Consider the following 24,499-nt stretch of genomic DNA (forward strand, 5'->3'; position numbering starts at 1 on the left):
GATCAGGAGACCGCCTGCGCGAACCCGAGGGATGCGTCCGCCAGGTGGCGCAGTTGCGGCGGAACTTCGCGACCGGTCGCCAGCATGGACTGGGCCCAGAGCCGGCCGGCCCGATAGGACGAGCGCACAAGCGGGCCGGAGAGCACACCAAGGAAACCGATGGCCTCGGCTTCCTCCTTGAGTTCGACGAACTCCTCCGGCTTCACCCAGCGGGCCACGGGCAGATGACGCGCGCTCGGCCGCAGATACTGGGTGATCGTGATGATGTCGGTCCCGGCGTCGTGCAGGTCCTGGAGGGCCTGGCTGACCTCCGCGCGCTCCTCGCCCATGCCCAGGATCAGATTCGATTTCGTGATAAGTCCCGCATCGCGGCCCTGGGTGAGGACGTCCAGGGACCGTTCGTAGCGGAATGCCGGCCGGATTCGCTTGAAGATTCTCGGGACGGTCTCCACATTGTGGCCGAAGACCTCGGGCTGGGCGGAGAAAACCTCGCCGAGGTGGTCCGGGTTGCCGGAGAAGTCCGGGACCAGAATCTCGACGCCGGTTCCGGGACTCTGCTGATGGATCTGCCGGATGGTCTCCGCGTAGAGCCAGGAGCCCTCGTCTGGCAGGTCGTCGCGGGCGACGCCCGTCACCGTGGCGTAGCGCAGATTCATCTTGACGACGGATTCCGCGACACGGCGCGGCTCATCAGTGTCGTACTCGGCAGGTTTGCCGGTATCGATCTGGCAGAAGTCGCACCGCCTCGTGCACTGTGACCCGCCGATCAGGAAGGTCGCCTCGCGGTCTTCCCAGCATTCGAAGATGTTAGGGCAGCCGGCCTCCTGGCACACGGTGTGCAGGTTTTCGCCCTTCACCAGGTTTTGGAGCTTGCGGTACTCCGGTCCCATCTTCGCCACCGTCTTGATCCAGGCGGGCTTACGTTCGATCGGCGTTTCCATATTGCGGATCTCAAGGCGGAGCATCTTGCGTCCCTCGGGCGCCGCGCTCATGCGGACACCGCCCAGACGGTCTCGAACTGGGCCGTGATGGGGGCGATGAGGTCGGCCGGTTTCACGTCGTGGCCGACCATTCTCGAGATGGTGGTGACGCCGGCGTCCTTGATCCCGCAGGCGATGATGTGGTCGTAGGGTTCGAGCGAGTTGTTGCAGTTGAGGGCGAAGCCGTGCATGGTCACTCCTTCCGCGACGCGGATTCCGATGGCGGCGATTTTGTCTTCCCGGCCCTCCGGGCCGACCCAGACTCCTGAACGGCCCGAGATTCGGCAGCCGACGATGTCGAAGCCCAGGAGGGCGTCGATGAGGATCCCCTCGAGGAGGCGCACGTAGCCGACGACGTCGACGGGCTCCCGGAGGCGAATAACCGGATACCCGACCAGCTGCCCGGGGCCGTGCCAGGTGATCTTCCCACCGCGGTCCGCGTCGATGACGGGGGTTCCGTTTCGGGGACGCTCCTCAGGAGCTGTGCGCTTCCCGGCGGTATACACACTCGGATGTTCGAGAAAGATGACGGTGTCCGACCTCTCCCCGGAGACGACGGAACGATGGACTGCGCGTTGGAGCTCAAGGCCCTCAACATACGGCACGGAGTTGGCGCTTAGCCCCGCGACGACAAAGTCGAGCATGCCCTCATCCTAAACCCCGGCGCTCCTCCCCACGGGGTTGGCGGCCCGGTTGTCCCCGAACCGAGTCCGGGTCGGCCGGGAGGGGAGCGGCGAGGCCAGCATGTCCGGTATGAGAACTCGTGGTCGACGCGTCCGCAATCCGGGGCCCGCGTCCCCGCCGCACTCGACCGGCTCGGTACCCGGCGGCGGCCCCACATTGGTCGCAGGCTACCGCGCTCTGCGGCGCTTGGCGTCAACCGACCGGGCCGACCTGTATGTGGGCGTGGCGCCGTCCCCGTCGACCTCGACCGGGGATGAGGCGCGGGGGTGGGAGCAGGGTGGCTCCACGACGTCCGTCGTGCTCAAGGTCTTCCATCCGGGAACGGATGACCTCTCGATCGAACGGGAGGTCCAAGCCCTGACCACCCTGACGGTCGGACGGCTGACCACGCTCGTCGATGTCGGCACCCTGGCCGATGGCCGCACCTGCCTCGTACTGGAACAGCTCACGGGCGGGTCGCTGAGCGGCTTTCTGGAGGGCCGCAGCCACTTGCTTCCCGGGGAGGCGGTCACGATCCTGGCGCCGATCGCGGCCGCATTGGCGGAGCTGCAGGCCATCGGCCTGATCCATCCGGCCGTCAGCCTCGCGAGCATTCTCTTCGACTCCAGCGGGCGCCCGGTCCTGACCGGGCTGGGAGAGCTCCGGGCGCTGCCCGAGGCCGGTCGCGGGCGGTCCGAGGCGCTCGCCCTGGTGCACGGCCGGCTCGCGCAGGTCATCCGGACGGTGCTCGACCACGTCGATCCCGTCGTGCCGGTCCCGACGGTCCTCCGCGACCTGGAACGGTGGTGTGCGGTGCCGGCCGCTGGCTCGGCGGCCCGCACCTGGGGCGAGGTCGAGCATCTCCTGTTCGCCTGGGCCGAGGCCAGGCCGGTGAGGCTGGGTCGGAGCCCCGAGGCCGTCAGCGGGCCGCAACCGGCCGTCGACTGGCTCCGGAGACCTCTGAGTGACGATTTCGTCGGATGTGCTCCCACGGAGAAGGTCCGCTTTGCCGCAGAGGATCCCCGGGCCAAACGGATGCTCGGCAGCCGGGTCTCGCGTGCTCGCACGGCGGTTGGCCGGCTGTGGGAAGGTCACCCGGCCGGTGGGCTGAAGTCGCTGCTGGGCCGGCGGTTCCGCCTCCGCCGTGGGCCGCTGCTCCTCGTGGCCCTCGTGGCCCTGTTGAGTACGGGACTGGCGGTGATGGCGCTGGCCGCGGGTGGATCCGCACACACCGACGGAGCGCGGCCGGAGGGCTCCTCAAAGCTGGCCGGGTCGACCACCGCTGACGGCGACGAAGTAGGCGGCGACGGGTCTCCCCGAGAGGAAGCCGTGGTGACCGGTGACGACCCGGTGGTCGCGCTTCCGGCCCTGCTGCGGGTCCGCAGCCGGTGCCTTGCGGAGGTTTCGGTGGTCTGCCTCGATGCCGTGCACCAGGCGCAATCGGCGGCTCTGGCGGCCGACAGCTACACCCTGCGCATGATGCAACAGGGCGGCGAGGTCGCCGAATTCGAGGATTGGTCGTCGTGGGCGGCGGTTCTGGTGGAGCGAATGGGGGATGTCGCGCTCGTGTCGCTTCAGGCCCCGGATGCAGAACGACAGCCGGCCTCGGTCCTTGTGATCAAGGGCGAGGCCGGCTGGCGAATCAGGGATATTTTCGACTACTAGTCAAGGTCCGGTCTCACGGACGACATCGACTAGATGCCGAGGTTTGCTTCGAAGGCACCTGCCTCGAGACGCTGCTTCATGGTGACGAGGAAGCGTGAAGCATCCGCGCCGTCAATGATGCGGTGATCATAGGACAGAGCCAGGAACACGGTCGAGCGGATCGCGATCGCGTCGAGGCCACCCTGGCTGACGACGATGGGCTTCTTGTAGACAACCCCGGTGCCGAGGATGGCGCTCTGCGGCAGGAAGACGACCGGGGTGTCGAAGAGCGCACCGCGCGAACCGGTGTTGGTCAGCGTGAACGTTCCACCAGACAGTTCGTCGGGCTTGAGCTTGTTGTCGCGGGTGCGCTGAGCGAGATCGGCGATCTGAGCGGCGAATCCGGCCAGATCGAGTTCGCCCGCGTTGCGCACGACCGGGGTCAGCAGGCCGCGTTCGGTATCGACCGCAATGCTGATGTTCTCCTGGCTCGGGTACACGATCGTGTCGCCGTTAATGGTGGCGTTGATGATTGGGTTGGCCTGAAGTGCCTCGGCTGCAGCGAGAGCGAAGAACGGCAGAAAGGACAGCTTGTTACCCGTCTTGGCGTGAAAATCGGCCTTCACCTGGTCGCGAAGAATCGCGACCCGGGTCACGTCGACCTCGACCACCGTGGTCAGCTGAGCCGATGACTGCATCGAGATGACGGCGCGTTCGGCGACGACCTTGCGCAGACGCGACATGGGCTGGGTGGTCCCGCGCAGGGCGGAAACCTCCACGGCCGGAGCTGTTGCTGCAGTCGTCCCGACGGGAGCGCTGACCTGGGCGAGCGCGATGTCTTCCTTGCGGATGCGTCCACCGACACCGGTTCCGACCACGCGAGACAGATCGACACCGGCCTCGTTCGCGAGTTTGCGGACGATGGGGGTGACGTAGCCGGATGTTCCCGCGTGCGATCCGCGGGAGACGGCCGGCTCCGGCGCGACCACGGGGGCAGCGGCAGGTGCTGGGGCGGCGACGGGGGCAGCGACAGGAGCCGCAGCAGCAACGGGTGCCGCGACCGGTGTGGGCGCGAACACCGGTGCGGGTGCAGCGACCGGTGCGGGTGCCGCGACCGGTGCGGGTGCCGCGACCGGTTCGGGTGCCGCGACCGGTTCGGGAGCGGCGACCGGTGCGGGTGCCGCGACCGGTTCGGGTGCTGCAACGGGTGCGGGTGCCGCCACGGGTGCGGGGGCGGCCACCGGTGCCGGCGCTTCCGCGACGGGCTCGGGAGCGTCCACCGGCGCAGGCGCTTCCGCGACGGGAGCGGAGGCACCGGAACCGTCACCGATCGTGACCAGCGGAGTTCCGACCTCGACGGTCTCATCTTCCTGAACCAGGATGGCCTCGATCACGCCGGCAATGGGGGACGGGATTTCCGTGTCCACCTTGTCGGTCGATACTTCCAGCAGCGGCTCGTCGACTTCGACGCGGTCTCCCACGTTCTTCAGCCAGCGGGTGACCGTACCCTCTGTGACACTCTCACCGAGTGCCGGGAGGTTAACGGATTCGCTCATGCGATTGTCTCCTTCAAAACGAATTGTCTGTAATTAGAGTACTGAGTGTCTGAATGCAGAGGTTCGACGGCTACGCGTGAAGCGGCTTGCCGGCCAGCGCCAGGAAGGCCTCGCCGAGTGCCTCGTTCTGGGTGGGGTGCGCGTGCAGGAACGGGGCGATGTCTTCCGGGTAGGCCTCCCAGTTCACCACCAACTGTCCCTCACCGATCAGCTCGCCGACGCGGGCGCCGATCATGTGGACACCGAGGATGGGGCCGTCTTTGACCCGGACGAGCTTGATGGAGCCACTCGTGCCGAGGATGGAGCTCTTGCCGTTTCCACCCAGGTTGTACTCGACGGTGGAGATCTGGTCGGCGCCGAACTTTTCGGCAGCCTTGGCCTCCGAGTAGCCAACGGAGGCGATCTCCGGGTCGCTATAGGTGACCTTGGGGATGTTGAGGTCGTCGACGACGATCGGGTTGAGACCGGCGATCTCCTCGGCGACGAAGATGCCTTGCTGGAATCCGCGGTGCGCGAGCTGCAGGCCGGGGACGATGTCGCCCACGGCGAAGACGCCGGGGATGTTGGTCGCGAGGCGCTCGTCGGTCAGGACGAAGCCGCGGTCCATGGTGACGCCGACCTCCTCGAAGCCGAGTCCGGCGGTCGACGGGCCACGCCCGACGGCGACGAGCAGAATCTCCGCCTCGATGACGGTGCCGTCCTCCAGGGTGATGACGACGCCGTTCTCGTGCTGAGTGACGCTCTGGAACCGGATGCCGAGCGAGTATTCGATGCCACGCTTTCGGAAGGCGCGCTCCAGCTGCTTGGAGATGGACTCTTCCTCGTTGGGAACCAGGTGGGGAAGTGCCTCGATGATGGTGACGTCGGCACCGAAGGACTTCCAGACGCTCGCGAATTCGGCGCCGATGACGCCGCCGCCGAGCACGGCGACCTTCTTCGGGACGAACTCGAGCTCGAGGGCGTGCTCGCTGGTCATGACTCGACCGCCGATGGCGAGCCCCGGCAGGGAGCGGGAGTAGGAGCCTGTCGCGAGGACGATGTTCTTACCCACGATGGTGTCGGCACCGACCTGCACGGTGTTCGGCGAAATCAGTCGACCTTCACCTTCGATCACTGTGATGCCGCGCGACTTGATCAGACCCTGCAGCCCCTTGAACTTCGACGCCACAATACTCTTGCGGAACGCGTTCACGGCGGGCATGTCGATGCCCTCGAACTGCGTTTTGACACCATACTTCGCGGCGTCGCGGCTGAAATCGGCCACCTCGGCCGAGTGCAGAAGTGCCTTGGTCGGGATGCAACCGAGGTGCAGACAGGTTCCGCCGAGTTTGCCTTTTTCGATCAGGCCAACGGTGAGCCCCAGCTGAACGGCACGCAATGCGGCCGCGTAGCCACCGCTTCCGCCGCCGAGAACGACAAGGTCAAAATTCTGTTCCGACACCCAGATACTCCCTCATACATCACAACCCGGTCTGCCCGCAGCGAGGATACGCATCCGGGCAGGCGAGAGTGGGCGAGATTTCTCGCCCACTCGACTGTACTACGGGCGCGAAAAGTCCTCGGCCAGTCGGAGCAGAGTCCGAACCGAGATTCCGGTCGGCCCGGCATTCGTGAATCCCCACCCGCTGCCGGTGTTGTGGGCCGGCCCGGCGATGTCCAGGTGGGCCCACGGGATCGTCTCGGTGCCGTCCCCGTTGCCGCGGGTTCCGATGAACTCCTGCAGGAATACTCCGGCGAGCAGCATGCCGCCGTGGGTGCTGCCGATCTTCGCGTTGGCGATGTCGGCGACATCCGAGTTGAGTAGAGGGCGCAGTTCCTCGGGAAGCGGCATCGGCCACACCAGCTCACCCACCGATTTGCCGGCGGTGAGCACCCGGGCGACCAGGGCATCCTCACCCATGGCGGCGTAGTAGCGGGTGCCGAGTGCGACGAGGGCGGCGCCGGTCAGCGTCGCCACGTCCACGATCGCATCCGGGCACTCCTCGCCGGCCGCGACGAGACCGTCCGCAAGAACCAGGCGACCCTCCGCATCCGTGTTCAGCACCTCGACCGTGCGGCCTCCGCGGATCCGCAACACGTCGTTGGGTCGGATGGCCGAGCCGGACGGCATGTTCTCCGCGATGCAGAGCCAGGCGGTGATACGCACGTTGAGCCCCAGGCGGGCGGCCGCCAGGGTCACGGCCAGCACGGTCGCCGCGCCGGTCATGTCGTATTTCATACCGACCATGGATGCCGGCGGCTTCAGTGAGAGTCCGCCGGTGTCGAAGGTGATGCCCTTGCCGACCAGGGCAATGTGCTGCGTCGCGCCCTCCGGCGTGTAGCTGACCTTGACCAGGCGCGGCGGCCGACTGGAACCTTGGCCGACGCCCGCGATCCCGCCGAAACCATCCGCGGCCAGCTCCGCCTCGTCCCAGACGCGCACGGCGACGGGAAGGCCCGCGGCGGCGTCCATGGACAGGCGCGCGAGTGCCTCCGGGTAGAGGTCGGAGGGCGGCATGTTGACCAGGTCCTTGACCAGGTTGACGGCCTCGGCGATGACTCCGACGCGGGTGGAGGCTCCGGCCGCCTCCGCGGCGGTGTGCACCGTGATCTCCTGCGCCGGGATCTTGGTCGCGGCGAGCGAGTTCTGCCGGTACGCGGTGTAATAGTACGCACCGAGCGCGGCACCCTCAAGGACGGCCTCCGCTTGGGCATCCGTGGTCATGGGGAAGGCGAAGGCAACCGAGGTCACGCCGGTCAGCTGGCGAACGGCCGACCCGGCAGCATGGCGCAGCGCATCGACCGTGACCTCCTTGCCGATTCCGACAACGGCGATGCTGCGGGCGTTGCCGATCGACGCAGGCAGTCGCACCACCTGATCGCGACCACCCGTGATACCCAGGGGGGCGAGTTGGTCCGCGAGGCCGGCGAAGGCGGCGTCAGCGAACAGGGCGGCGGAGTCGCCGGACTGGAGCGCCCCGACAATGAGAACGTCCACCTCCGATTCGAGGGCGGGTGCTGCGGATATGGTCAGACGGGGTGCGTTCATCCCCCGATCGTACGCTCCGGGTGTGTTCGCTCTCGGCATCACGGCGGGGTCGTCGATTCCCGCACCGCCCGGAATTTGGCGCTTACAGTTAATGTCATGCGGGATTCTGGCGACATTTACGAGCTGACTGCGGACGCGCAAAACGTCCCGGAGGGGCTCCACCTTGTGGCGGGTCTGACGGGCTTCGCGGATGCCGGTGGCGCCGTCTCGCAATTCACGGAATACCTTCTGGAAACCCTTGACCACACCGTCGTCGCGACCTTCGACGCCGACGTGCTGCTCGACTACCGGGCGCGGCGGCCGATCATCCAGTTCGACCAGGACCACCTCACCGACTATCAGCCTCCCGCCCTGGGGGTGTACCAGGCCCGGGACGAGATCGGCCAGCCGTTCCTGCTTCTGACCGGCTTCGAGCCGGATTTCCGCTGGGAACAGTTCACCGCCGCGGTGCTGCAGCTTGAGCGCCGCTTCAAGGTGGCCTCCACAACCTGGGTGCACGCGATTCCGATGCCGGTCCCGCACACCCGTCCGATCGGCGTGACCGTCAGCGGAAACCGGTCCGATCTGGTCGAGAGCATGTCGGTCTGGCGTCCGAACACCCAGGTTCCGGCGAACGCGCTGCACCTGGTGGAATACCGGCTGCAGGAGGCTGGCGCCTCCGTCGTCGGGTTCGTACTGCTGATCCCGCACTATCTGGCCGACACGGAATTCCCCCTCGCCGCCCTCGCAGCCCTGGACAGCACGAGTGCCTCCACCGGGCTGATCTTCCCCACCGATCGGGTGCGAGAGAAGAACCGCGAGTTCGTCGCCCGCATCGACGAGCAAGTGCGGGACAACCCCGAGCTGGGCAAGCTCGTCGGCACGCTCGAAGAGCGCTACGACGCCTATATGGAGGGCAGCACGCTGCGCTCCCCACTGACCGACGAGGCCGGCGAATTGCCCAGCGCCGATGAGATCGCCGCCGAACTGGAGAACTTCCTCGCCACCCGGCGCAGCAGAGACGACGGTTCGCCGGCCTGATCCGCCGCGCGTCGCCGTGAATCCGGATGCTTCGGCGCGGGTAAGTTTGGGGCAATGAACTCGCGCCGATCCTGGTTGATCTTTTACGTCGGATCGTTCGCGTACCTCTCCGCCGTCCTGCAGCGCTCTTCCCTCGGGATCGCCGGTGTCGCCGCCACCGAACGGTTCGGCGGGTCTGCCGCGCTGCTGTCGAGCCTCGCCGTCGTGCAACTCGCCGTCTATGCGGCGGCACAGATTCCGGTGGGCGTCCTGATCGATCGGTACGGGCCTCGCGTGCTGGTGGCCTCCGGGACAGGGCTGATGGTGGTCGGCCAGACCACGCTCGCCTTCGCCCCCGACATCCCGATTGCCGTGCTCGGGCGCATCCTCGTCGGTGCCGGCGACGCCGCCATCTTCATCTCGATGATTCGTCTCATCGCCTCGTGGTTCTCCGGACGCATCGTTCCTCAGCTCTCGCAGTGGCTGGGCAACATCGGTCAGCTCGGCCAGGTGCTGTCCGCCCTACCGCTGGCGTGGGTGCTGCACACCTGGGGGTGGACGCCGACGTTCCTCTCCGCCGCCTCGGTTGCCGTGTTGGCCCTGATCGTGGTCATCGTCGTGGTGACGGACCAGCCGGAGCGCGCATCCATGCAGAACCGGACCACCAGCTGGCGTGGCGCGCTACTGCAGCTCACACACAGTTTCAAGCGGCCTGGAACCCAGCTCGGCTTCTGGTCGCACTACGTCACACAGTCCTCCGGAACCGTCTTCACCCTGCTCTGGGGATTCCCTTTCATGGTGTACGGACTTGGCTACGACCCGTCCCTCGCCGCGGCGATGCTGATGGTCCTGGTGGGTGCCGGCATGGTGTGCGGGCCGATCCTGGGGATCCTGACGGCGCGCTTTCCGCTGCGCCGCAGCACCATCGTGCTCGGCGTCGTCGCGCTGATGGGCGCGGCCTGGGCCGCGGTGCTGCTGTGGCCGGAGCAGCCGCCGTTCTGGTTGATGCTGGTGCTGCTCGTCGCACTTGGCATCGGGGGACCCGGCTCACTGATCGGCTTCGATTTCGCGCGCACCTTCAACCCCCAGCGCAGCCACGGCTCGGCGAACGGCGTCGTGAACGTGGGCGGCTTCACCGCCAGTTTCGTGATGGTCTACCTCATCGGGCTACTGCTTGACCTGCAGGACGGCTGGCGCACCGCCAGGGGGGAGGTGAGCGATCTGTATTCGCTCGACTCCTTTCGGGTTGCGTTTTCTGTGCAGTTCCTGGTTGTGGGACTCGGCGTGATTTTCCTGCTGCACGCCCGGGCCCGCACCCGCAGCCAGCTGTCCCGCGACGAGGGAGTGGAAGTCGCGCCGCTCTGGGTCGCCGTGGCGCGGGCATGGCGCCGGAGGCAGCAGCCTGAATAGCTGCGCGCCTGGCTTGTCTCCTACACAAAGCATGCAATAATTGTCAATAGGGCCCGTTCTGGTCCTGGGAGCAACGACAGCAGTGTCGGTGTGAATAGCCCGGGACTTGACATGGGTCCTAGTACTGCCCAAAATCCAAACTGCCCAGGCTCCTCTCCCGCTAGACCCACCCGGTCGGGACCCGCTTGGCAGCGCCGCAGGCCCCCGCGCCACGGCATGAGAGGTGTTCGAATGGCAACCCGCAAAAAAATCGAGCAGACCGAAGAACTCACCGTGAGCACCACTGAGGTTTCAGACGCAGTTGCGCCGGCAGCCAAGGCCGCCGCGAAGAAGCCGACCAAGGCCGCTCTGGCCAAGGCCGCTACTGCGGCAGCGGCCGCAGTAAGCGGTGAAGAGAAGCCCGCGCCGCGCAAGCGCGCCGCCAGCACGAAGGCGAAGGCCAAGCCGGCATCTGACGAACACGATGAGGCCGCCCGCGGAGATGACGCGGATGCCGACGACGACTCCGACGAGGCCAAAAAGAAGCGCGCAGCATCCACCGAGGCGCTCCCGAGCGGCGCCCTGGTACTGTCACTGGTCGACGACGACGACGAGGTGCCGGTTTACTCCAGTGCAATCACGGGCGCGACGGCCGACCCTGTCAAGGACTACCTGAAGCAGATCGGCAAGGTCGCCCTGCTGAACGCCGCCGAAGAGGTCGAGCTCGCGATGCGAATCGAAGCCGGGCTCTTCGCCGAAGACAAGATGTCCCAGATGAGCGACGCCGAGAAGAAGAGCGCCCTCGGACGCGAGCTCATGTGGGTCGCCAAAGACGGCGCCCGCGCCAAAAGCCACCTCCTGGGGGCAAACCTTCGCCTGGTCGTCTCGCTCGCCAAGCGCTACACGGGCCGCGGCATGCAATTCCTCGACCTGATCCAGGAGGGCAACCTGGGCCTCATCCGTGCCGTCGAAAAATTCGACTACACCAAGGGCTTCAAGTTCTCCACCTACGCGACCTGGTGGATCCGTCAGGCGATCACGCGTGCGATGGCCGACCAGGCCCGCACGATCCGTATTCCAGTGCACATGGTCGAGGTCATCAACAAACTCGCCCGCGTCCAGCGCCAGATGCTTCAGGACCTCGGCCGGGAGCCCACCCCGGAAGAGCTGAGCCGCGAACTGGATATGACCCCGGAGAAGGTCGTCGAAGTCCAGAAGTACGGCCGCGAACCCATCTCCCTGCACACTCCGCTCGGTGAGGACGGCGACAGCGAGTTCGGCGACCTGATCGAGGACACGGAAGCCGTTGTGCCTGCGGACGCCGTCGGGTTCACGATGTTGCAGAAGCAGCTGGAAAGCCTGCTCGACTCGCTCTCCGAACGAGAAGCCGGCGTCATCCGCATGCGCTTCGGCCTCGGGGACGGCATGCCGAAGACCCTCGACCAGATCGGCGACACGTTCGGCGTGACGCGTGAGCGCATCCGTCAGATCGAGTCGAAGACCATGGCCAAACTGCGTCACCCCTCACGGTCGCAGTCCCTACGCGATTACCTCGAGTAGAGCTCGTTTTGCGCTATGCACCGGCGATTCTTCTGGGACGCATCGTACGGAAATTGGCCCGGTGGCGGAAGCCGGGCGGCGGATCCGCGATCCCGGGTCTCGTGGTCAACAGGATCGCACCCGGATTCCTTCCGCGCAGCCTGAACAGCTTTCCGGGCGGCCTGGTCATCGTCACCGGGTCCAGCGGCAAATCAACGACGACCAAGATGCTGGTCGCAGCGCTCCGCGCTCACGGTACCGTTGTCTTCACCAACCAGTCCACGGCCAACATCAGCCAGGGTCTTACCTCCGCGCTGCTCGAGCAGGCCAGCCTGAGCGGTCATATCGCGGGCGACATCGCCGTGTTGGAGATGGATGAGGGCCACGGAGCCCTGATCTCTGGTACGTTGACGCCGCGCGTCGTTGCGCTGACGAACGTCATGGTCGACCAGATCGACCGATTTCATGACTCGAACATGGTCGCGGCCATGCTCGCCAAGATCGCCGCCAGAGCCACCGGAACCGTCGTGGTCAACGCGGACGACCAGTATTTGACCGACCTCGCCGCACGCCTGCCCGTTTCCTCGGCAGTCGCGCGCTACGGCGTGTCCGCCGACGTTCTCGCCGACAATCCGCGGGGCTTAGGCTACAGTGCGACCACCGCCACCAGGCTGGACGCGGGGGAGGGGATGCTCCTCACCTCGGTGCAGGGCCGCCGCGCCACCGTAAGCATTGCGGGTGTGGATTACCCGCTCGGGTTGCCCGCCCGCGGAACGCACTATGCCGTCGACGCCCTGACCGCGCTGTGCACGGCGCAGGCCGCGCTCGGCGACCGCTTCGATCCGGTGCTGGCCATCAACGCCATCTCGGCCATCCCACCGGTCTTCGGCCGTGGTGAGATCGTCACGGTTCGAGGCCAGCAGGTGGAATTCGTACTGGTGCAGAACCCGGCCAGTTTTCAGCTGAACGTCGACAGCCTCGAGCCGAAGACCGAGCAGATCCTCATCGCAATCGGGTCAGACGTGCGCGACCCGTCCTACTTTTGGCCCGTCAACACCTCGGGTCTGGGCCGGGTCCGTATTGCATCCGGTTCGAAGGCGCACGATATTGCCCTTCAGCTGGTATACGACGACGTCATCGTCGACCGCATCGAGCCGAACCTGGGCCTGGCCCTGGACGATTTCCTGGCCCTGCCCGAACCGCTGGCGGGTTTGAAGACGATCATCTTCTCCGCAGACTCCATGCGACGCACCAGGACGCATCTGGGGCTCGTCACCAACAAGGAGGAGCAGGAATGACCCGTCCGCTCTCGATCGTGTCGCTGCTTCCCGAACTCCTGGGCACCAACGGCGATGCCGCCAACGCCCGCGTTCTCGCCCAGCGGGCCCGATGGGCCGGTGCCGACGCCACGGTCGTGGAGGTGCGCTCCGCGGCCGATCTGCCGGACCAAGTCGATGCCGTCGTCGTCGGATCGGGCTCCGACTCCGACATGGTGCGCGCCAGGGACATCCTCGGGACGATGACCACGGAGCTACGCACCTGGGCCACCGCGGGTGTCCCCATCCTCCTGGTCGGAACCGGCTGGGAACTTCTGAGCTGGGGAATCGAACTCGCCGACGGATCCGTTGTCGAGGGGCTGGGCATCGTGGCCGGTCGCGCCGTCCCGATGTCGGCACGGGCCACGGATGACATCGTGGTCGCCTCCCGGTTCGGACGTCTGATCGGTTTCGAAAATCATCGGCGCAGCTATGACGGTGGCGAGGCGGCGCCGCTCGGCCAGGTGCTCTCCGGATCGGGCAATGGCGCGGGTGCGGAGGGACTGGTCATGGGTAGCGTCGTCGGGACCCATCTTCACGGTCCCGTTCTCGCCAAAAACCCCGGACTGGCCGACCACCTGCTGCGTGCGGCCTTCGCTCGTATCGGTCACGAGTATTTGCCCGGTGACGATTCACTGGCTGCCGACGACATGGCACGAGCCGCACGCAATCAGATTGCGGTGCGGCTCGGACTCCCCATGGAATAGAAGCCCATCGGCCGGTCGCAGGACCGCTAGAGCTGCCTGAGGCCGACCGATACCGCTAGGAGCGCTGGTCCTCGAGGAGGCGGCTCGACTCGTCGTGCCAGCTCTCCGCGATGGCGGCGAGCTTCTCCTGGTGCTTACGGCCGTGGTGCGCGCAGAACAGCAGTTCGCTGTTGTTCACCACCACACGAATGTAGGCCTGGGCTCCACATGCATCACAGCGGTCTGCCGCGGTGAGCTGGTGGGGAGCCTTCTCGTTGTTGACGGCACCATTTGCGGCTGCGATCTGGGACATGGTTTCCTCCTCCAGACTGATACCAACTGATACCAATTTAACCTGTACCTAATGGAAACACGGTCTGGCAAGGTTATCGAGTCGGTTGCCCGTTATTTCGCTCACCGCGTAGCGCACTTCAATCGGGTGTTGATGACCGGGGGGAGGGCGTTGGTTCGGTATTCTAGATCGTTGTGAGTTCTTCTGATTATTCTGCCCGCCACCTGTCAGTCCTCGAAGGACTGGAAGCGGTTCGCAAACGCCCGGGCATGTACATCGGGTCCACCGACTCGCGCGGCCTCATGCACTGTCTCTGGGAGATCATCGACAATTCGGTCGACGAGGCACTGGGCGGCTTCGGCACCAGCATCGACATCGTGCTCCATGCTGACGAGAGCGTGGAGGTGCGCGACACGGCTCGGGGCGTTCCGGTTGACATCGAGCCGAAGACGGGACTGACCGGCGTCGAGGTCGTCTTCACCAAACTGCATGCCGGCGGCAAATTCGGCAGCGGATCGTATGCCGCGTCCGGTGGCCTCCACGGCGTGGGCGCATCCGTCGTCAATGCCCTGTCCGAGCGCCTCGATGTCGAGGTCGACCGTGACGGCAAGACCTGGGCCATGTCGTTCCACCGCGGCGAACCCGGGATTTTCGCGGACTCGGGGAAGAAGAGCCCCGACGCGCCGTTCACGCCCTTTGAGAAGCAGAGCGAACTACGCGTCATCGGCAAGGTCAAGCGCGGTGTGACCGGGACGCGGGTGCGCTACTGGGCCGACCGTCAGATCTTCACGAAGGGTGCGTCGTTTCAGACCGAGGAATTGCTCGAGCGAGCGCGTCAGACGGCCTTTCTCGTCCCGGGCCTGGGGATCGAGATCGTAGACGAGCGCACAGACGTGCACGTGCTCGAGTCCTTCATGTTCGAGGGCGGGATCTCGGAGTTCGTCGATCACCTCGCCACCGACAGCCCGATCACCGACACTTGGCGACTGACCGGAAACGGGACCTTCCGGGAGACTGTCCCGGTGCTGACCCCGACGGGTGCCATGGTGCCTACCGAGCTGGTCCGGGACTGTGCCGTGGATATCGCCCTCCGTTGGGGGACAGGTTACGATACGGTCGTCCGCAGCTTCGTGAACATCATCGCCACCCCGAAGGGCGGAACGCACCAGGCCGGGTTCGACGCGGGCCTGCTCAAGTTCTTGCGTGCGCAGGTCGAGCTGAACGCTCGACGGCTCAAAATGGGGTCGGACAAGCTGGAGAAGGACGACGTGATGGCCGGCCTCACAGCAGTGCTCACCGTGCGGCTTCCCGAGCCTCAATTCGAGGGGCAGACCAAGGAGGTGCTCGGCACCCCCGCGGTTCGCGCCATCGTGGCCAACGTAGTCGCCCAAGCCATGAACGAGCGTTTCGTGTCCACGAAGCGCGACGACAAAACGCAGGCCGCGGTGGTGCTGGACAAGATCGTGGCCGAGATGAAATCGCGAATCTCGGCTCGCGCCCACAAGGAAACCCAGCGCCGGAAGAACGCGCTGGAGAGCTCGTCCCTGCCCGCGAAACTGGTCGACTGCCGCAGCAATGATGTCTCGACGAGCGAGCTCTTCATCGTCGAAGGAGATTCCGCCCTGGGCACGGCCAAGCTCGCCCGGGACAGCGAGCACCAGGCACTCCTCCCCATTCGCGGCAAGATCCTGAACGTGCAAAAGGCATCCGTTGCCGACATGCTGTCGAACGTCGAGTGCGCGTCGATCATCCAGGTGATCGGCGCCGGGTCCGGACGAAGTTTCGACCTGTCAGCCGCGCGCTACGGCAAGGTCATCATCATGAGCGACGCGGATGTCGACGGCGCGCACATCCGCACGCTGCTGCTCACTCTGTTCTTCCGCTACATGCGCCCGATGATCACGGAGGGACGCGTTTTCGCGGCCGTACCGCCGCTCCACCGGGTCGTGGTGATGAACCCGGGCACGAAGCCGAACGAGACCATCTACACATATTCGGAGGTGGAGCTTCAGGCCGTGCTCGCCGGACTCAAGAAAAGCGGCAAGCGCTACCAGGATCCGATCCAGCGCTACAAGGGCCTCGGCGAAATGGATGCCGACCAGCTCGCGACGACGACGATGGAGCGGGCGCATCGCACGCTGCGCCGCGTGCGGGTCGCCGACGCGGAGATGGCCGGAAACGTCTTCGAGCTTCTGATGGGCAACGACGTCGCGCCGCGCAAGGAATTCATCATCGAGAGCTCGGACAAACTGAGTCGCGACCGTATCGACGTGTGACGCCCCGACCGGGGGGGGCTACGAGTGGAACGATGTGCTCGCCAAGTCGCGTTCGCCGTTGATGATGGCGTCGACGACGCGTTGGGCGACGACGACCGGAGGGTAGCCGGCCGGCAGGCGGGGGGCGATTCCGGAGATCGGGTGAGTGGAGAGTTCGGTCTCGGTGTGACCGGGCCGCGCGTCCAGAATGCGGATGCCGCTACGCCTCAGTTCCCGGCCGGCGGCCTGGCCGAAGGCAGCGAGGGCGGCCTTGGACGCCGAGTATGCGGCGAGGTTGGCAGTGGGGCTCTCGCTGACGACGCCGCTGAGGGTGACGATAAAGGGCTCTCGCCCCTGCTCTGCGGATTCGCTCAGCGCGGCCCGAGCCGCACGGAGCAGGCGGATCGGTGCCAGCGTGTTCACGGCGAACAGCTCGGCGAGCGTCTCATCGCTCACCTCGATCGCCGGTCCGAAGGCAACGACCCCCGACGCGTTGACGATGCCGTCGAGCCGTCCGTTCACGCTGATCGCGTCGGCGACGAGAGTCGTGATTGCGTCCGGATCGGTGAGGTCGGCGGCGAGCGGGGTTCCGGGAATCGAGAGCGCCTCAAGTTTCGCCTGGTTGCGCCCGCTCAGGACGAGTCGGGCGCCGCCGGCAGCCAGAAGTCGGGCAATTTCACTTCCCAGACCCCCCGGGGCGCCGAGGACGAGAATGGCGGAATCGTCGAGGTGTGTCATCTGGCCACCATAACGCACCACCCTCCGCACATGGCTGGAGATCGCGCTCGGGCGTCAGCCGATCCGGGCGCCGATGGCGCCGATCACGGAGTCGAGCATGGCCCCGGACGCATCACGTCGCGACCCTGATTCAGGAAGCATGCGGGGTGTGCCGTCCGACGCGACCGCCCGGGCCGGCAGAGGCCCCACCCACGCGACGGAGACGGTGTCCTCGCCTTTCAGGAACCGCTGGGAGCGCACCCCACCCGTTCCCCGGCCTTTCGCCGGGTACTCGGAGAAGTCGGACACTTTGGCGCTGCCCGGGTCTGTTCCGGGCAGGGTGTGGCTGCCGGTCGCGACGGTCGCAACCACGAGCGCCGCAGCGCCGTGCGTTTCCACGCTGGTGAAATACACCACGTGCGCGTCCGCGGCCAGTTTGATGCCCGCCATACCGCCGGCGGTGCGCCCCTGCGGGCGCACCGACCCGGCAGGAAAACGCAACAGCTGTGAGTCGGAGGCGATGAAGACGAGTTCGTCGTCTTCCGCACCCTGCGCCGCGCCGACCACCATGTCATTGAGCTTCAGCGCGATGATCTCGAAATCGGGTTTGTTTGCCCAGTCGCCGGGGGTGACGCGCTTCACGATGCCCTGTCTGGTCCCGAGAACGATCGAATGCTTGGAATCGAGCGCGACGAGCGCGACGATCTTCTCCGCCGTGTTGGGCAGGGCCAGGTAGTCGCGCACGCGTACGCCGGCCCCGAGCTGGACCGAGGTCGGCGGCAGCAAGGGGAGGTCGACGGGGGAGAAGCGGATGAGCCGTCCCAGGTTGGTGACCGCTCCGATCTCCGTGCGACTGGTCGTGTCCAGAACGGACAGGACGGCATCATGCTTGCTGCGCCTCTGAGCCGGCGTGATCCGCTCCGGCTGGACAGTGGTGCCGGCCGGAATCTCCACCCGGGCGATCTTGCCCGTCACGCTGAGGTAGACCCGGGTCGGGGTGTCCGTCACCTCGAGGATGGCGGCCTTCCGCTTGGCGGCGGCGCTGTTGGCGCCGGCGACATTCGCCTTGGCCTCGGTCAACAGGGTTCGCCGCGGCGTGCCGAAACGCTCGGCCACCGAGGCCAGTTCGTCGGACACCAGGGTGCGGATGGAGGCCCTGCTGCCGAGAAGCTTCTTCAGCGCCGCGATCTCCGCCAGCAGCTGATCCCGCTCGGTTTCGAGTTCGATGCGTGAGAAGCGGGTCAGGCGCCGCAGGCGGAGCTCGAGAATGTACTCGGCTTGAATCTGGCTCAGGTCGAAAACGTCGATCAGCTTGGCGCGCGCCTGCTCGCTGTCGTCGCTGGCGCGGATGACCTGGATCACCTCGTCGATGTCCAGGATTGCCACCAGTAGGCCTTCGACGAGATGCAGACGCTCCGTTCGTCGGGCCAGTCGGTAGGCCGAGCGCCGGGTCACGACCTCGATTCGGTGTCCGATGTAGACGAGCAGGAGTTCCCGCAGACCCAGTGTCTGCGGGCCGCCGTCGACGAGGGCCACCGCGTTGATGTTGAAGGAGTCCTCGAGCGGGGTCACCCGGTACAACTGCTCGAGCACGGCCTCCGGGCTGAAACCGGTCTTGATCCCGATGACGAGACGGAGTCCCTTGGTGCGGTCCGTCAGATCGGTGACATCGGAGATGCCACTGAGCTTCTTGGAATTGACCCCGTCCTTGATCTTCTCGATGACCCGCTCGGGCCCGACCAGATAGGGAAGTTCGGTGACCACGAGACCGGCCTTGCGGGCGGTGATGGCTTCGACGGATACCCGCGCCCGGGTCTTGAAACTGCCGCGCCCGGTGGCGTAGGCATCCATGATTCCCGTCAGCCCGACGATCGTGCCGCCGGTGGGCAGGTCAGGCCCCGGGACGAACTCCATCAGGTCCTCGAGGGTCGCGTCTGGGTGGGCGAGCAGATGCCGCGCCGCGCCGACGACCTCGATCAGGTTGTGCGGAGCCATGTTGGTGGCCATGCCGACGGCGATACCGCTCGCGCCGTTGACGAGCAGGTTGGGGTAGGCGGCCGGGAGAACGTCCGGCTGGGTGAGCTGGTTGTCGTAGTTGGGTACGAAGTCGACGACGTCTTCGTCGAGGTTTTCCGTCATGGCCAGGGCCGGCGCGGCCAGCCTGGCCTCGGTGTACCGCGGGGCGGCCGGCCCGTCATCGAGCGAGCCAAAGTTGCCGTGGCCGTCGATCAAAGGGACCCGGAGCGTGAACGCCTGCGCCATGCGCACGAGAGCGTCATAGATCGCGGTGTCGCCATGCGGATGCAGCTTTCCCATGACCTCGCCGACGACCCGCGCCGACTTGACGTGGCCGCGATCGGGGCGGAGCCCCATCTCGCTCATCTGATACAGGATGCGCCGTTGCACTGGCTTGAGCCCGTCCCGGGCGTCCGGGAGCGCCCGGGAGTAGATGACCGAGTAGGCGTATTCGAGGAACGAGCCCTGCATCTCGGTGGAGACATCGACGTCTTCGATGCGCTCGGTGAACGTGGCGGGCGTGGTGCTGTCTGAACGGCTCATTCGTGAATTCTGGTGAGGCGTGCGTTGAGGGACGCGCGCTGTCGGGTAGGCGCTGGATCGATCCGGCCCTGTCTATGTCAGACTTGGCACGATGCCCCCCATGCTACCGGCCCGCCAATTCGGCACCCTGCGCCTTGCCGACGTTCTCACAAGTTCCCTGTCATCGATCGAGGGCCTTTCCAACATTCTGGACCTCGGCCAGACGAACAAGGCGGTCGTCCTTCTGGCGGACGGCCTCGGCGTCAGTTCCCTCCGAGCCCGTCCTGGGCACGCCCGATTCCTGAACTCGCTACTGACCAAGTCCAGCGTGGTCGACGGCGTCTTCCCATCCACCACGGCTGCAGGCATCACGACCCTTACCACGGGTGTCGCACCCGGGCAGCACGGACTCGTCGGCTACCGGGTCCGAGACGCCGACCGGGACCGTGTGGTGAACCAGCTGACCGGCTGGGACGACGACATGCGACCGGAGACCTGGCAGCGTGCGCGCACCGTCTTCGAACGGGCCGCGGATGCCGGCATCCGCGGTTTCGCCATCGGACCCCGCCGGTACACCACATCCGGCTTCACCCAGGCGGCGCTTCGCGGCGCGCACTACGTACCCGCGGAGAGCGTGTCCGACAGGTTTGCCGCCGCGCGACACCTTCTGGACACCGAGCCGCGTGCCCTCGTCTACGTCTACGTCCCCGAGCTGGATGTGGCCGCCCACGCGCACGGCTGGGAGTCCGAACGGTGGTTGGCCGCGCTGGAGAACCTCGACGGCGCGGCCGCCCGCTTCGCAGCCGCACTGAAAGCCGATGAGGGTCTCCTGGTCACGGCCGACCACGGAATCATCGACGTCCCGATGACCAGACACGTGCTCTTCGACACGGTCCCCGAACTCATCGGCGGCGTCCGCCACATCGGCGGGGATCCCCGGTGCCTGCACCTCTACCTCGAACCCGAACTCGGTTCCGACTCAGGCGCGGCCCTCGCCGATACGTGGCGCGGTATTGAAGGCCACCGCGCCTGGGTCTTCAGCCGCGCGGAAGCAGTCGAGTCCGGGCTGTTCGGCGATGTTGCACCCGAGGTTTTGCCTCGCATCGGCGACGTGATCGTGGCCGCGCGCAAGCTCATCGCCTACTACGACTCCCGCGAGCCGAATCAGTCCGCACGTTCGATGGTCGGTCAGCACGGATCGCTGACGGACGAGGAACTCCGCGTGCCCTTGATCAGGTCGGGGACCTTCTCCGCCTGAGCGCGTGAGAAGTTCCGGCGTCAGGCGGGGTAGCGGCCGCGCTTGACCTGTGGTTTCGGCAGGCGAAGCACACGCAGTTGCAGTGCACGCATCGCTGCGTACCAGCGCACACGCTCGGCTTTCTCAGCGCCGAACTTGGCATTGAGCTTGCGCGTGACGATAAAGCCCAGGATGACGGAGTCGACAACGGCGACGATGACGAAGGCCCACAGGCCCAGGATTCCGTACGTCTGCACGGCCGCGTCGGGGAATACGCTGAGCAGGATGACCAGAAACATCACCGGAATCATGAATTCGCCCACGTTGAAGCGGGCGTCGACAAAGTCGCGCACGAAGCGCTTCTGCACACCGCGGTCGCGCACGGGGAGGAACTTCTCATCTCCGGCAGCCATACCCACCCGGGCGCGCTCGCGAGCCTCGGCGGCCTTGCCTCTGGCCTGCTTGGCCGCGAGCTTGCGGTCATCTGGAACAAGCGGGCGCCGATTCAGAGCCTCTTGCTGCTTGCGGCTGGGCGTCGCCTGCCCTTTGCCGACAGGGTGGGTGGCCGCGAGGCGAGACCTGGTCTCGTCCGGGGTCTCCATGGATGGTTGTGCGTCTGGGTTCACAGGCTTAGCCACATCAGTTCCTTGCAATTGGTTGCCTTAAGATTACCTGATGACCGATATTCAAGAAACAGCGCCCCCGGCAATCTCACCGGCCGCCCCGGCTCTTCGTGCGGCAGTCGAACGCGGCCTTCCCACGACCATTGCCGACCTGTGCTCCCTGGTGCGGATTCCCTCCGTCTCCTGGGATGCCTTCGACGCACTTCAGGTGGCCACCAGCGCGGATGCCGTCGCGGTCCTGGTCCGCGACCTCGGGGTGTTCGAATCGGTCGAGATCAAGCGAGCCGGGATCCCGGGCGGTGCCGAACTCGGCCATCCGGCCGTTTTGGCCACGCGCGCGGCACGCAACGGGCGCCCGACGGTTCTGCTCTATGCGCACCACGATGTGCAACCCCCCGGCCAGGATGCGGACTGGGACTCCAACCCGTTCGAACCGACCGTGCGTGGCGACCGCCTCTACGGACGCGGTGCGGCGGACGACAAGGCGGGAGTCATGGCCCACATCGCGTCGATCCGAGCTCTCGTGGAAGCAGAAGGACCCGATTTCGACCTCGGCCTGGCGCTCTTCATCGAAGGCGAGGAAGAGTTCGGCAGCCGGTCCTTCACCACCTTCCTGGAGGAGAACCGGGAGTCCCTGCGCGCGGATGCCATCGTCGTCGCAGATTCGAACAACTGGGACATCAACACCCCCGCACTGACCACGGCGCTGCGCGGCAATGTCACGTTCCGACTGACGGTACGCACCCTTGACCACGCGTCGCACTCGGGCATGTTCGGGGGAGCGGTTCCCGACGCAATGATGGCCGTCGTTCGTCTGCTCGACAGCCTGTACGCCGACGACGGCGCCGTCGCGGTCCGCGGGCTGACGAGCATCGATGTTCCGACTCCGGACTACTCGGTGGAGCAGCTCCGCCTGGAAACCGGGCTCACCGACGGCGTCGGCCCGATCGGTCACGGCTCGGTGCTCAGCCGGATCTGGTCCCAGCCGGCCATCACAATCACCGGGATCGACGCGCCGTCCGTGGCCAACGCGTCGAACACGCTCACCCCGGCCGTCACCGTTCGCCTAAGCACCCGGATCGCTCCCGGTCAGTCGGCGGACGAAGCGTTCCGTGCGCTCGAGGCGCATCTGCACGCCAAGGCTCCATTCGGCGCCCGAATCGACATCGATGACGTCGACACGGGGGAGGCCTTCCTGGTCGACACGGGCGGCTGGGCCGTCGCTGAGACGCGGAGCGCCATGGCCGAAGCCTGGGGCGAAAGCCCGGTGGACATCGGCGTCGGCGGGTCCATCCCCTTCATCGCCGACCTGGTGCGGGTGTTTCCGGATGCTCAGATCTTGGTCACCGGGGTCGAGGACCCGGATTCCAGGGCGCACAGCCCCAACGAATCTCTGCATCTCGGAGTGTTCAAGCGGGCCATCCTCAGTGAGGCCTTCCTACTCGGCCGTCTGAATCAGCGCACCGGGAGCTGACCCGACCGAGAGTGCAGAAATCCGGGAATGCAGAGGGTGTATTCCCGGTTGTGGTCGGTACAATCTTCGTGGCCACCACCGGACATCCAGCCGCCGTGAAAAACCGTGTGAAAACGACTCGAACACTGAGGAGCACCATGACCGACACAGTCGTCGCCAGCACAGCCGCCCATGGCGTTGGCCTGAGCGCCACCGCCGCTGACAAGGTACGCACCCTGCTCGCCCAGGAAGGCCGCGAGGACCTTCGCCTGCGCGTTGCCGTTCAACCCGGCGGCTGCTCCGGCCTCATCTACCAGCTCTACTTCGACGAGAGGCTACTCGACGGTGACGCTCTCGTCGACTTCGATGGGGTAGAGATCGTCGTTGACAAAATGAGTGTCCCCTACCTGGACGGGGCATCCATCGACTTCGAGGACACCATCCAAAAGCAGGGGTTCACGATCGACAATCCGAACGCCGGCGGAAGCTGCGCATGTGGAGATTCCTTCAGCTGACCCACCGGCGCCAGACAAAGCGCGACGGGCTCGTATCTCCGCAAATACTATGACTGGCGGCGAATTCGTTATCTCGGAGGCCGGTTCTTGCACAACGGAACGTGCCACCCGCAGTAGGCTGGAAGTCTATAGAAGCACTTCCAGTTAAGTGTCGTCGAGTCTCACCGAAAGGTTACTGGTGCGCAAAAACCATCGTCTCCGATGGGCTGCAATTCCGATCGCAGCGTCGTTGGCCCTCGTTCTCGCAGGTTGCTCGCAAGCCCAGCTTCATGGCTACCTCCCCGGCTTCATCGAGGGTGAGCCGGCGGTAACCAACCAGACGGAGCGCATCTCCGGGCTGTGGACCACGTCGTGGATCGTTCTGATGATTGTGGGGCTCATCACCTGGGGGCTCATCATCTGGGCCGTCGTTGTCTACCGCCGCCGCAAGGGTCAGACCGGCCTTCCGGTGCAGCTTCGTTACAACATGCCGATCGAGATTTTCTACACGGTCGTTCCCCTTATTCTCGTGGTCGGCTTCTTCGCCTTCACCGCGCGGGACCAGGCAGAGATCGAGGCTCGTTTCGATGAGCCGGAGGTCAAAATCCAGGTCATCGGCAAGCAGTGGGCTTGGGACTTCAACTACGTCAACGAAGACGTCTACAGTGCCGGCATTCAAGGCCAGCCCGACGTCGACGGCCCCGCCGGTTCGCTGGTTCAGTCCGAGATCCCCACGCTCGTCCTACCGGTCGGCCAGAAGGTTGAACTGGCGCTCGACGCCCGCGACGTCATCCACTCATTCTGGGTCGTTGACTTCCTGTACAAAAAAGACATGATCCCCGGCAAGACCAACTACATGTCGATCATCCCGGAGCGCATCGGCACCTATGACGGAAAGTGTGCCGAACTGTGCGGCGAGAATCACTCGCTGATGCTCTTCACGGTCGAGGTCGTGTCCGAGGCAGACTACGAGTCGTACATCGACTCCCTGCGTGCTGCAGGCAACGACGGCCAGCTCGGCCTCGATTACGCACGCAACCAAAATCTGCCAGGAACGACAGCACCAACCGAGCAGGAGGGCAACTAGTCC

At 65.9% G+C, this 24,499-nt stretch carries 20 protein-coding genes; 11 read left to right on the forward strand and 9 right to left on the reverse strand.

The window, feature by feature from the left end:
- Nucleotides 1–2: 2 nt before the first annotated feature.
- Nucleotides 3–992, reverse strand: coding sequence for a lipoyl synthase (lipA, locus tag E3N94_RS10750; RefSeq protein WP_104101966.1), 990 nt, complete (start codon nt 990–992; stop codon nt 3–5).
- The gene (gene lipB / locus E3N94_RS10755) at nt 989–1,624 is read right to left on the reverse strand and encodes a lipoyl(octanoyl) transferase LipB (RefSeq protein WP_104101969.1); all 636 of its coding nucleotides are present in this window, start codon (nt 1,622–1,624) and stop codon (nt 989–991) included. The genes lipA and lipB overlap by 4 nt, the downstream gene beginning before the upstream one ends.
- A 109-nt stretch (nt 1,625–1,733) precedes the next feature.
- Between lipB and E3N94_RS10760 the strand changes: the two genes are divergently transcribed.
- A complete protein-coding gene (locus E3N94_RS10760) occupies nt 1,734–3,308 on the forward strand; it encodes a protein kinase (RefSeq protein ID WP_166785297.1) in 1,575 nt (524 codons plus the stop codon).
- Nucleotides 3,309–3,337: 29 nt separating this feature from the next.
- Here the strand turns inward: E3N94_RS10760 and E3N94_RS10765 are convergent, their stop codons facing one another.
- The 3 genes from E3N94_RS10765 to E3N94_RS10775 all read right to left on the reverse strand — a co-directional run bounded on the left by E3N94_RS10765 (nt 3,338) and on the right by E3N94_RS10775 (nt 7,871).
- Complete coding sequence (locus tag E3N94_RS10765; protein WP_134570216.1) at nt 3,338–4,843, reverse strand: 2-oxo acid dehydrogenase subunit E2; 1,506 nt, start codon at nt 4,841–4,843, stop codon at nt 3,338–3,340.
- Between the two features lie 70 nt (nt 4,844–4,913).
- A complete protein-coding gene (lpdA, locus tag E3N94_RS10770; protein WP_104101978.1) occupies nt 4,914–6,284 on the reverse strand; it encodes a dihydrolipoyl dehydrogenase in 1,371 nt (456 codons plus the stop codon).
- A gap of 99 nt (nt 6,285–6,383) precedes the next feature.
- The gene (locus tag E3N94_RS10775) at nt 6,384–7,871 is read right to left on the reverse strand and encodes a leucyl aminopeptidase (RefSeq protein ID WP_134419335.1); all 1,488 of its coding nucleotides are present in this window, start codon (nt 7,869–7,871) and stop codon (nt 6,384–6,386) included.
- 96 nt (nt 7,872–7,967) lie between these two features.
- On the opposite strand from E3N94_RS10775, the gene E3N94_RS10780 reads away from it, so the two are divergent.
- The 5 genes from E3N94_RS10780 (at nt 7,968) to E3N94_RS10800 (ending at nt 13,821) form a co-directional block, all read left to right on the forward strand.
- Complete coding sequence (locus E3N94_RS10780; protein ID WP_134570217.1) at nt 7,968–8,891, forward strand: PAC2 family protein; 924 nt, start codon at nt 7,968–7,970, stop codon at nt 8,889–8,891.
- Nucleotides 8,892–8,945: 54 nt separating this feature from the next.
- The gene (locus tag E3N94_RS10785) at nt 8,946–10,280 is read left to right on the forward strand and encodes an MFS transporter (RefSeq protein WP_104101987.1); all 1,335 of its coding nucleotides are present in this window, start codon (nt 8,946–8,948) and stop codon (nt 10,278–10,280) included.
- A gap of 231 nt (nt 10,281–10,511) precedes the next feature.
- Nucleotides 10,512–11,819, forward strand: a complete 1,308-nt coding sequence (locus E3N94_RS10790) for an RNA polymerase sigma factor (protein ID WP_134570218.1) — start codon at nt 10,512–10,514, stop codon at nt 11,817–11,819.
- 53 nt (nt 11,820–11,872) lie between these two features.
- Nucleotides 11,873–13,096 carry a MurT ligase domain-containing protein gene (locus E3N94_RS10795; protein ID WP_134570219.1) on the forward strand — a complete coding sequence of 408 codons (1,224 nt, stop codon included), beginning with the start codon at nt 11,873–11,875 and terminating at the stop codon, nt 13,094–13,096.
- A complete protein-coding gene (locus E3N94_RS10800) occupies nt 13,093–13,821 on the forward strand; it encodes a cobyric acid synthase (protein WP_134419338.1) in 729 nt (242 codons plus the stop codon). The genes E3N94_RS10795 and E3N94_RS10800 overlap by 4 nt, the downstream gene beginning before the upstream one ends.
- Before the next feature lie 55 nt (nt 13,822–13,876).
- Here the strand turns inward: E3N94_RS10800 and E3N94_RS10805 are convergent, their stop codons facing one another.
- The gene (locus tag E3N94_RS10805; protein WP_104101999.1) at nt 13,877–14,113 is read right to left on the reverse strand and encodes a hypothetical protein; all 237 of its coding nucleotides are present in this window, start codon (nt 14,111–14,113) and stop codon (nt 13,877–13,879) included.
- Nucleotides 14,114–14,286: 173 nt separating this feature from the next.
- Between E3N94_RS10805 and E3N94_RS10810 the strand changes: the two genes are divergently transcribed.
- Nucleotides 14,287–16,368 carry a DNA topoisomerase IV subunit B gene (locus tag E3N94_RS10810; protein ID WP_134373798.1) on the forward strand — a complete coding sequence of 694 codons (2,082 nt, stop codon included), beginning with the start codon at nt 14,287–14,289 and terminating at the stop codon, nt 16,366–16,368.
- A gap of 18 nt (nt 16,369–16,386) precedes the next feature.
- Here E3N94_RS10810 and E3N94_RS10815 read toward each other — a convergent pair whose 3' ends face one another.
- Both E3N94_RS10815 and E3N94_RS10820 read right to left on the reverse strand, forming a co-directional pair.
- Nucleotides 16,387–17,085 (reverse strand): SDR family NAD(P)-dependent oxidoreductase, encoded by a 699-nt coding sequence (locus E3N94_RS10815; protein ID WP_134570220.1) that lies wholly within the window; start codon nt 17,083–17,085, stop codon nt 16,387–16,389.
- A 54-nt stretch (nt 17,086–17,139) separates the two neighbouring features.
- Nucleotides 17,140–19,623, reverse strand: a complete 2,484-nt coding sequence (locus E3N94_RS10820) for a DNA topoisomerase (ATP-hydrolyzing) (RefSeq protein WP_104102007.1) — start codon at nt 19,621–19,623, stop codon at nt 17,140–17,142.
- 91 nt (nt 19,624–19,714) lie between these two features.
- Between E3N94_RS10820 and E3N94_RS10825 the strand changes: the two genes are divergently transcribed.
- Nucleotides 19,715–20,860: an alkaline phosphatase family protein gene (locus tag E3N94_RS10825; RefSeq protein WP_198416282.1), complete on the forward strand. Its 1,146-nt coding sequence runs from the start codon at nt 19,715–19,717 to the stop codon at nt 20,858–20,860.
- 20 nt (nt 20,861–20,880) lie between these two features.
- Here E3N94_RS10825 and E3N94_RS10830 read toward each other — a convergent pair whose 3' ends face one another.
- Nucleotides 20,881–21,441 (reverse strand): DUF3043 domain-containing protein, encoded by a 561-nt coding sequence (locus E3N94_RS10830; RefSeq protein ID WP_104102013.1) that lies wholly within the window; start codon nt 21,439–21,441, stop codon nt 20,881–20,883.
- A 73-nt stretch (nt 21,442–21,514) separates the two neighbouring features.
- On the opposite strand from E3N94_RS10830, the gene E3N94_RS10835 reads away from it, so the two are divergent.
- The 3 genes from E3N94_RS10835 to coxB all read left to right on the forward strand — a co-directional run bounded on the left by E3N94_RS10835 (nt 21,515) and on the right by coxB (nt 24,496).
- A complete protein-coding gene (locus E3N94_RS10835; protein WP_134419340.1) occupies nt 21,515–22,936 on the forward strand; it encodes a dipeptidase in 1,422 nt (473 codons plus the stop codon).
- A 137-nt stretch (nt 22,937–23,073) separates the two neighbouring features.
- Complete coding sequence (locus tag E3N94_RS10840; protein ID WP_104102019.1) at nt 23,074–23,430, forward strand: iron-sulfur cluster assembly accessory protein; 357 nt, start codon at nt 23,074–23,076, stop codon at nt 23,428–23,430.
- A gap of 178 nt (nt 23,431–23,608) precedes the next feature.
- Nucleotides 23,609–24,496: a cytochrome c oxidase subunit II gene (gene coxB, locus E3N94_RS10845; protein WP_104171124.1), complete on the forward strand. Its 888-nt coding sequence runs from the start codon at nt 23,609–23,611 to the stop codon at nt 24,494–24,496.
- Nucleotides 24,497–24,499 lie beyond the last annotated feature (3 nt).

This window comes from Cryobacterium sp. Sr3 (assembly GCF_004402835.1).
GTDB classification, from domain to species: Bacteria; Actinomycetota; Actinomycetes; order Actinomycetales; family Microbacteriaceae; genus Cryobacterium; species Cryobacterium sandaracinum.

Bases quoted from the DNA above. Each gene is read 5' to 3' on its own strand.
- E3N94_RS10780 (WP_134570217.1), top strand. From the start codon at position 7,968: ATGCGGGATTCTGGCGACATTTACGAGCTGACTGCGGACGCGCAAAAC.
- E3N94_RS10760 (WP_166785297.1), top strand. From the start codon at position 1,734: ATGAGAACTCGTGGTCGACGCGTCCGCAATCCGGGGCCCGCGTCCCCG.
- E3N94_RS10785 (WP_104101987.1), top strand. From the start codon at position 8,946: ATGAACTCGCGCCGATCCTGGTTGATCTTTTACGTCGGATCGTTCGCG.
- E3N94_RS10790 (WP_134570218.1), top strand. From the start codon at position 10,512: ATGGCAACCCGCAAAAAAATCGAGCAGACCGAAGAACTCACCGTGAGC.
- E3N94_RS10835 (WP_134419340.1), top strand. From the start codon at position 21,515: ATGACCGATATTCAAGAAACAGCGCCCCCGGCAATCTCACCGGCCGCC.
- E3N94_RS10825 (WP_198416282.1), top strand. From the start codon at position 19,715: ATGCCCCCCATGCTACCGGCCCGCCAATTCGGCACCCTGCGCCTTGCC.
- E3N94_RS10765 (WP_134570216.1), bottom strand. From the start codon at position 4,843: ATGAGCGAATCCGTTAACCTCCCGGCACTCGGTGAGAGTGTCACAGAG.
- E3N94_RS10820 (WP_104102007.1), bottom strand. From the start codon at position 19,623: ATGAGCCGTTCAGACAGCACCACGCCCGCCACGTTCACCGAGCGCATC.
- E3N94_RS10775 (WP_134419335.1), bottom strand. From the start codon at position 7,871: ATGAACGCACCCCGTCTGACCATATCCGCAGCACCCGCCCTCGAATCG.
- lipA (WP_104101966.1), bottom strand. From the start codon at position 992: ATGAGCGCGGCGCCCGAGGGACGCAAGATGCTCCGCCTTGAGATCCGC.
- E3N94_RS10830 (WP_104102013.1), bottom strand. From the start codon at position 21,441: ATGGAGACCCCGGACGAGACCAGGTCTCGCCTCGCGGCCACCCACCCT.
- E3N94_RS10815 (WP_134570220.1), bottom strand. From the start codon at position 17,085: ATGACACACCTCGACGATTCCGCCATTCTCGTCCTCGGCGCCCCGGGG.
- lipB (WP_104101969.1), bottom strand. From the start codon at position 1,624: ATGCTCGACTTTGTCGTCGCGGGGCTAAGCGCCAACTCCGTGCCGTAT.
- E3N94_RS10800 (WP_134419338.1), top strand. From the start codon at position 13,093: ATGACCCGTCCGCTCTCGATCGTGTCGCTGCTTCCCGAACTCCTGGGC.
- E3N94_RS10805 (WP_104101999.1), bottom strand. From the start codon at position 14,113: ATGTCCCAGATCGCAGCCGCAAATGGTGCCGTCAACAACGAGAAGGCT.
- E3N94_RS10840 (WP_104102019.1), top strand. From the start codon at position 23,074: ATGACCGACACAGTCGTCGCCAGCACAGCCGCCCATGGCGTTGGCCTG.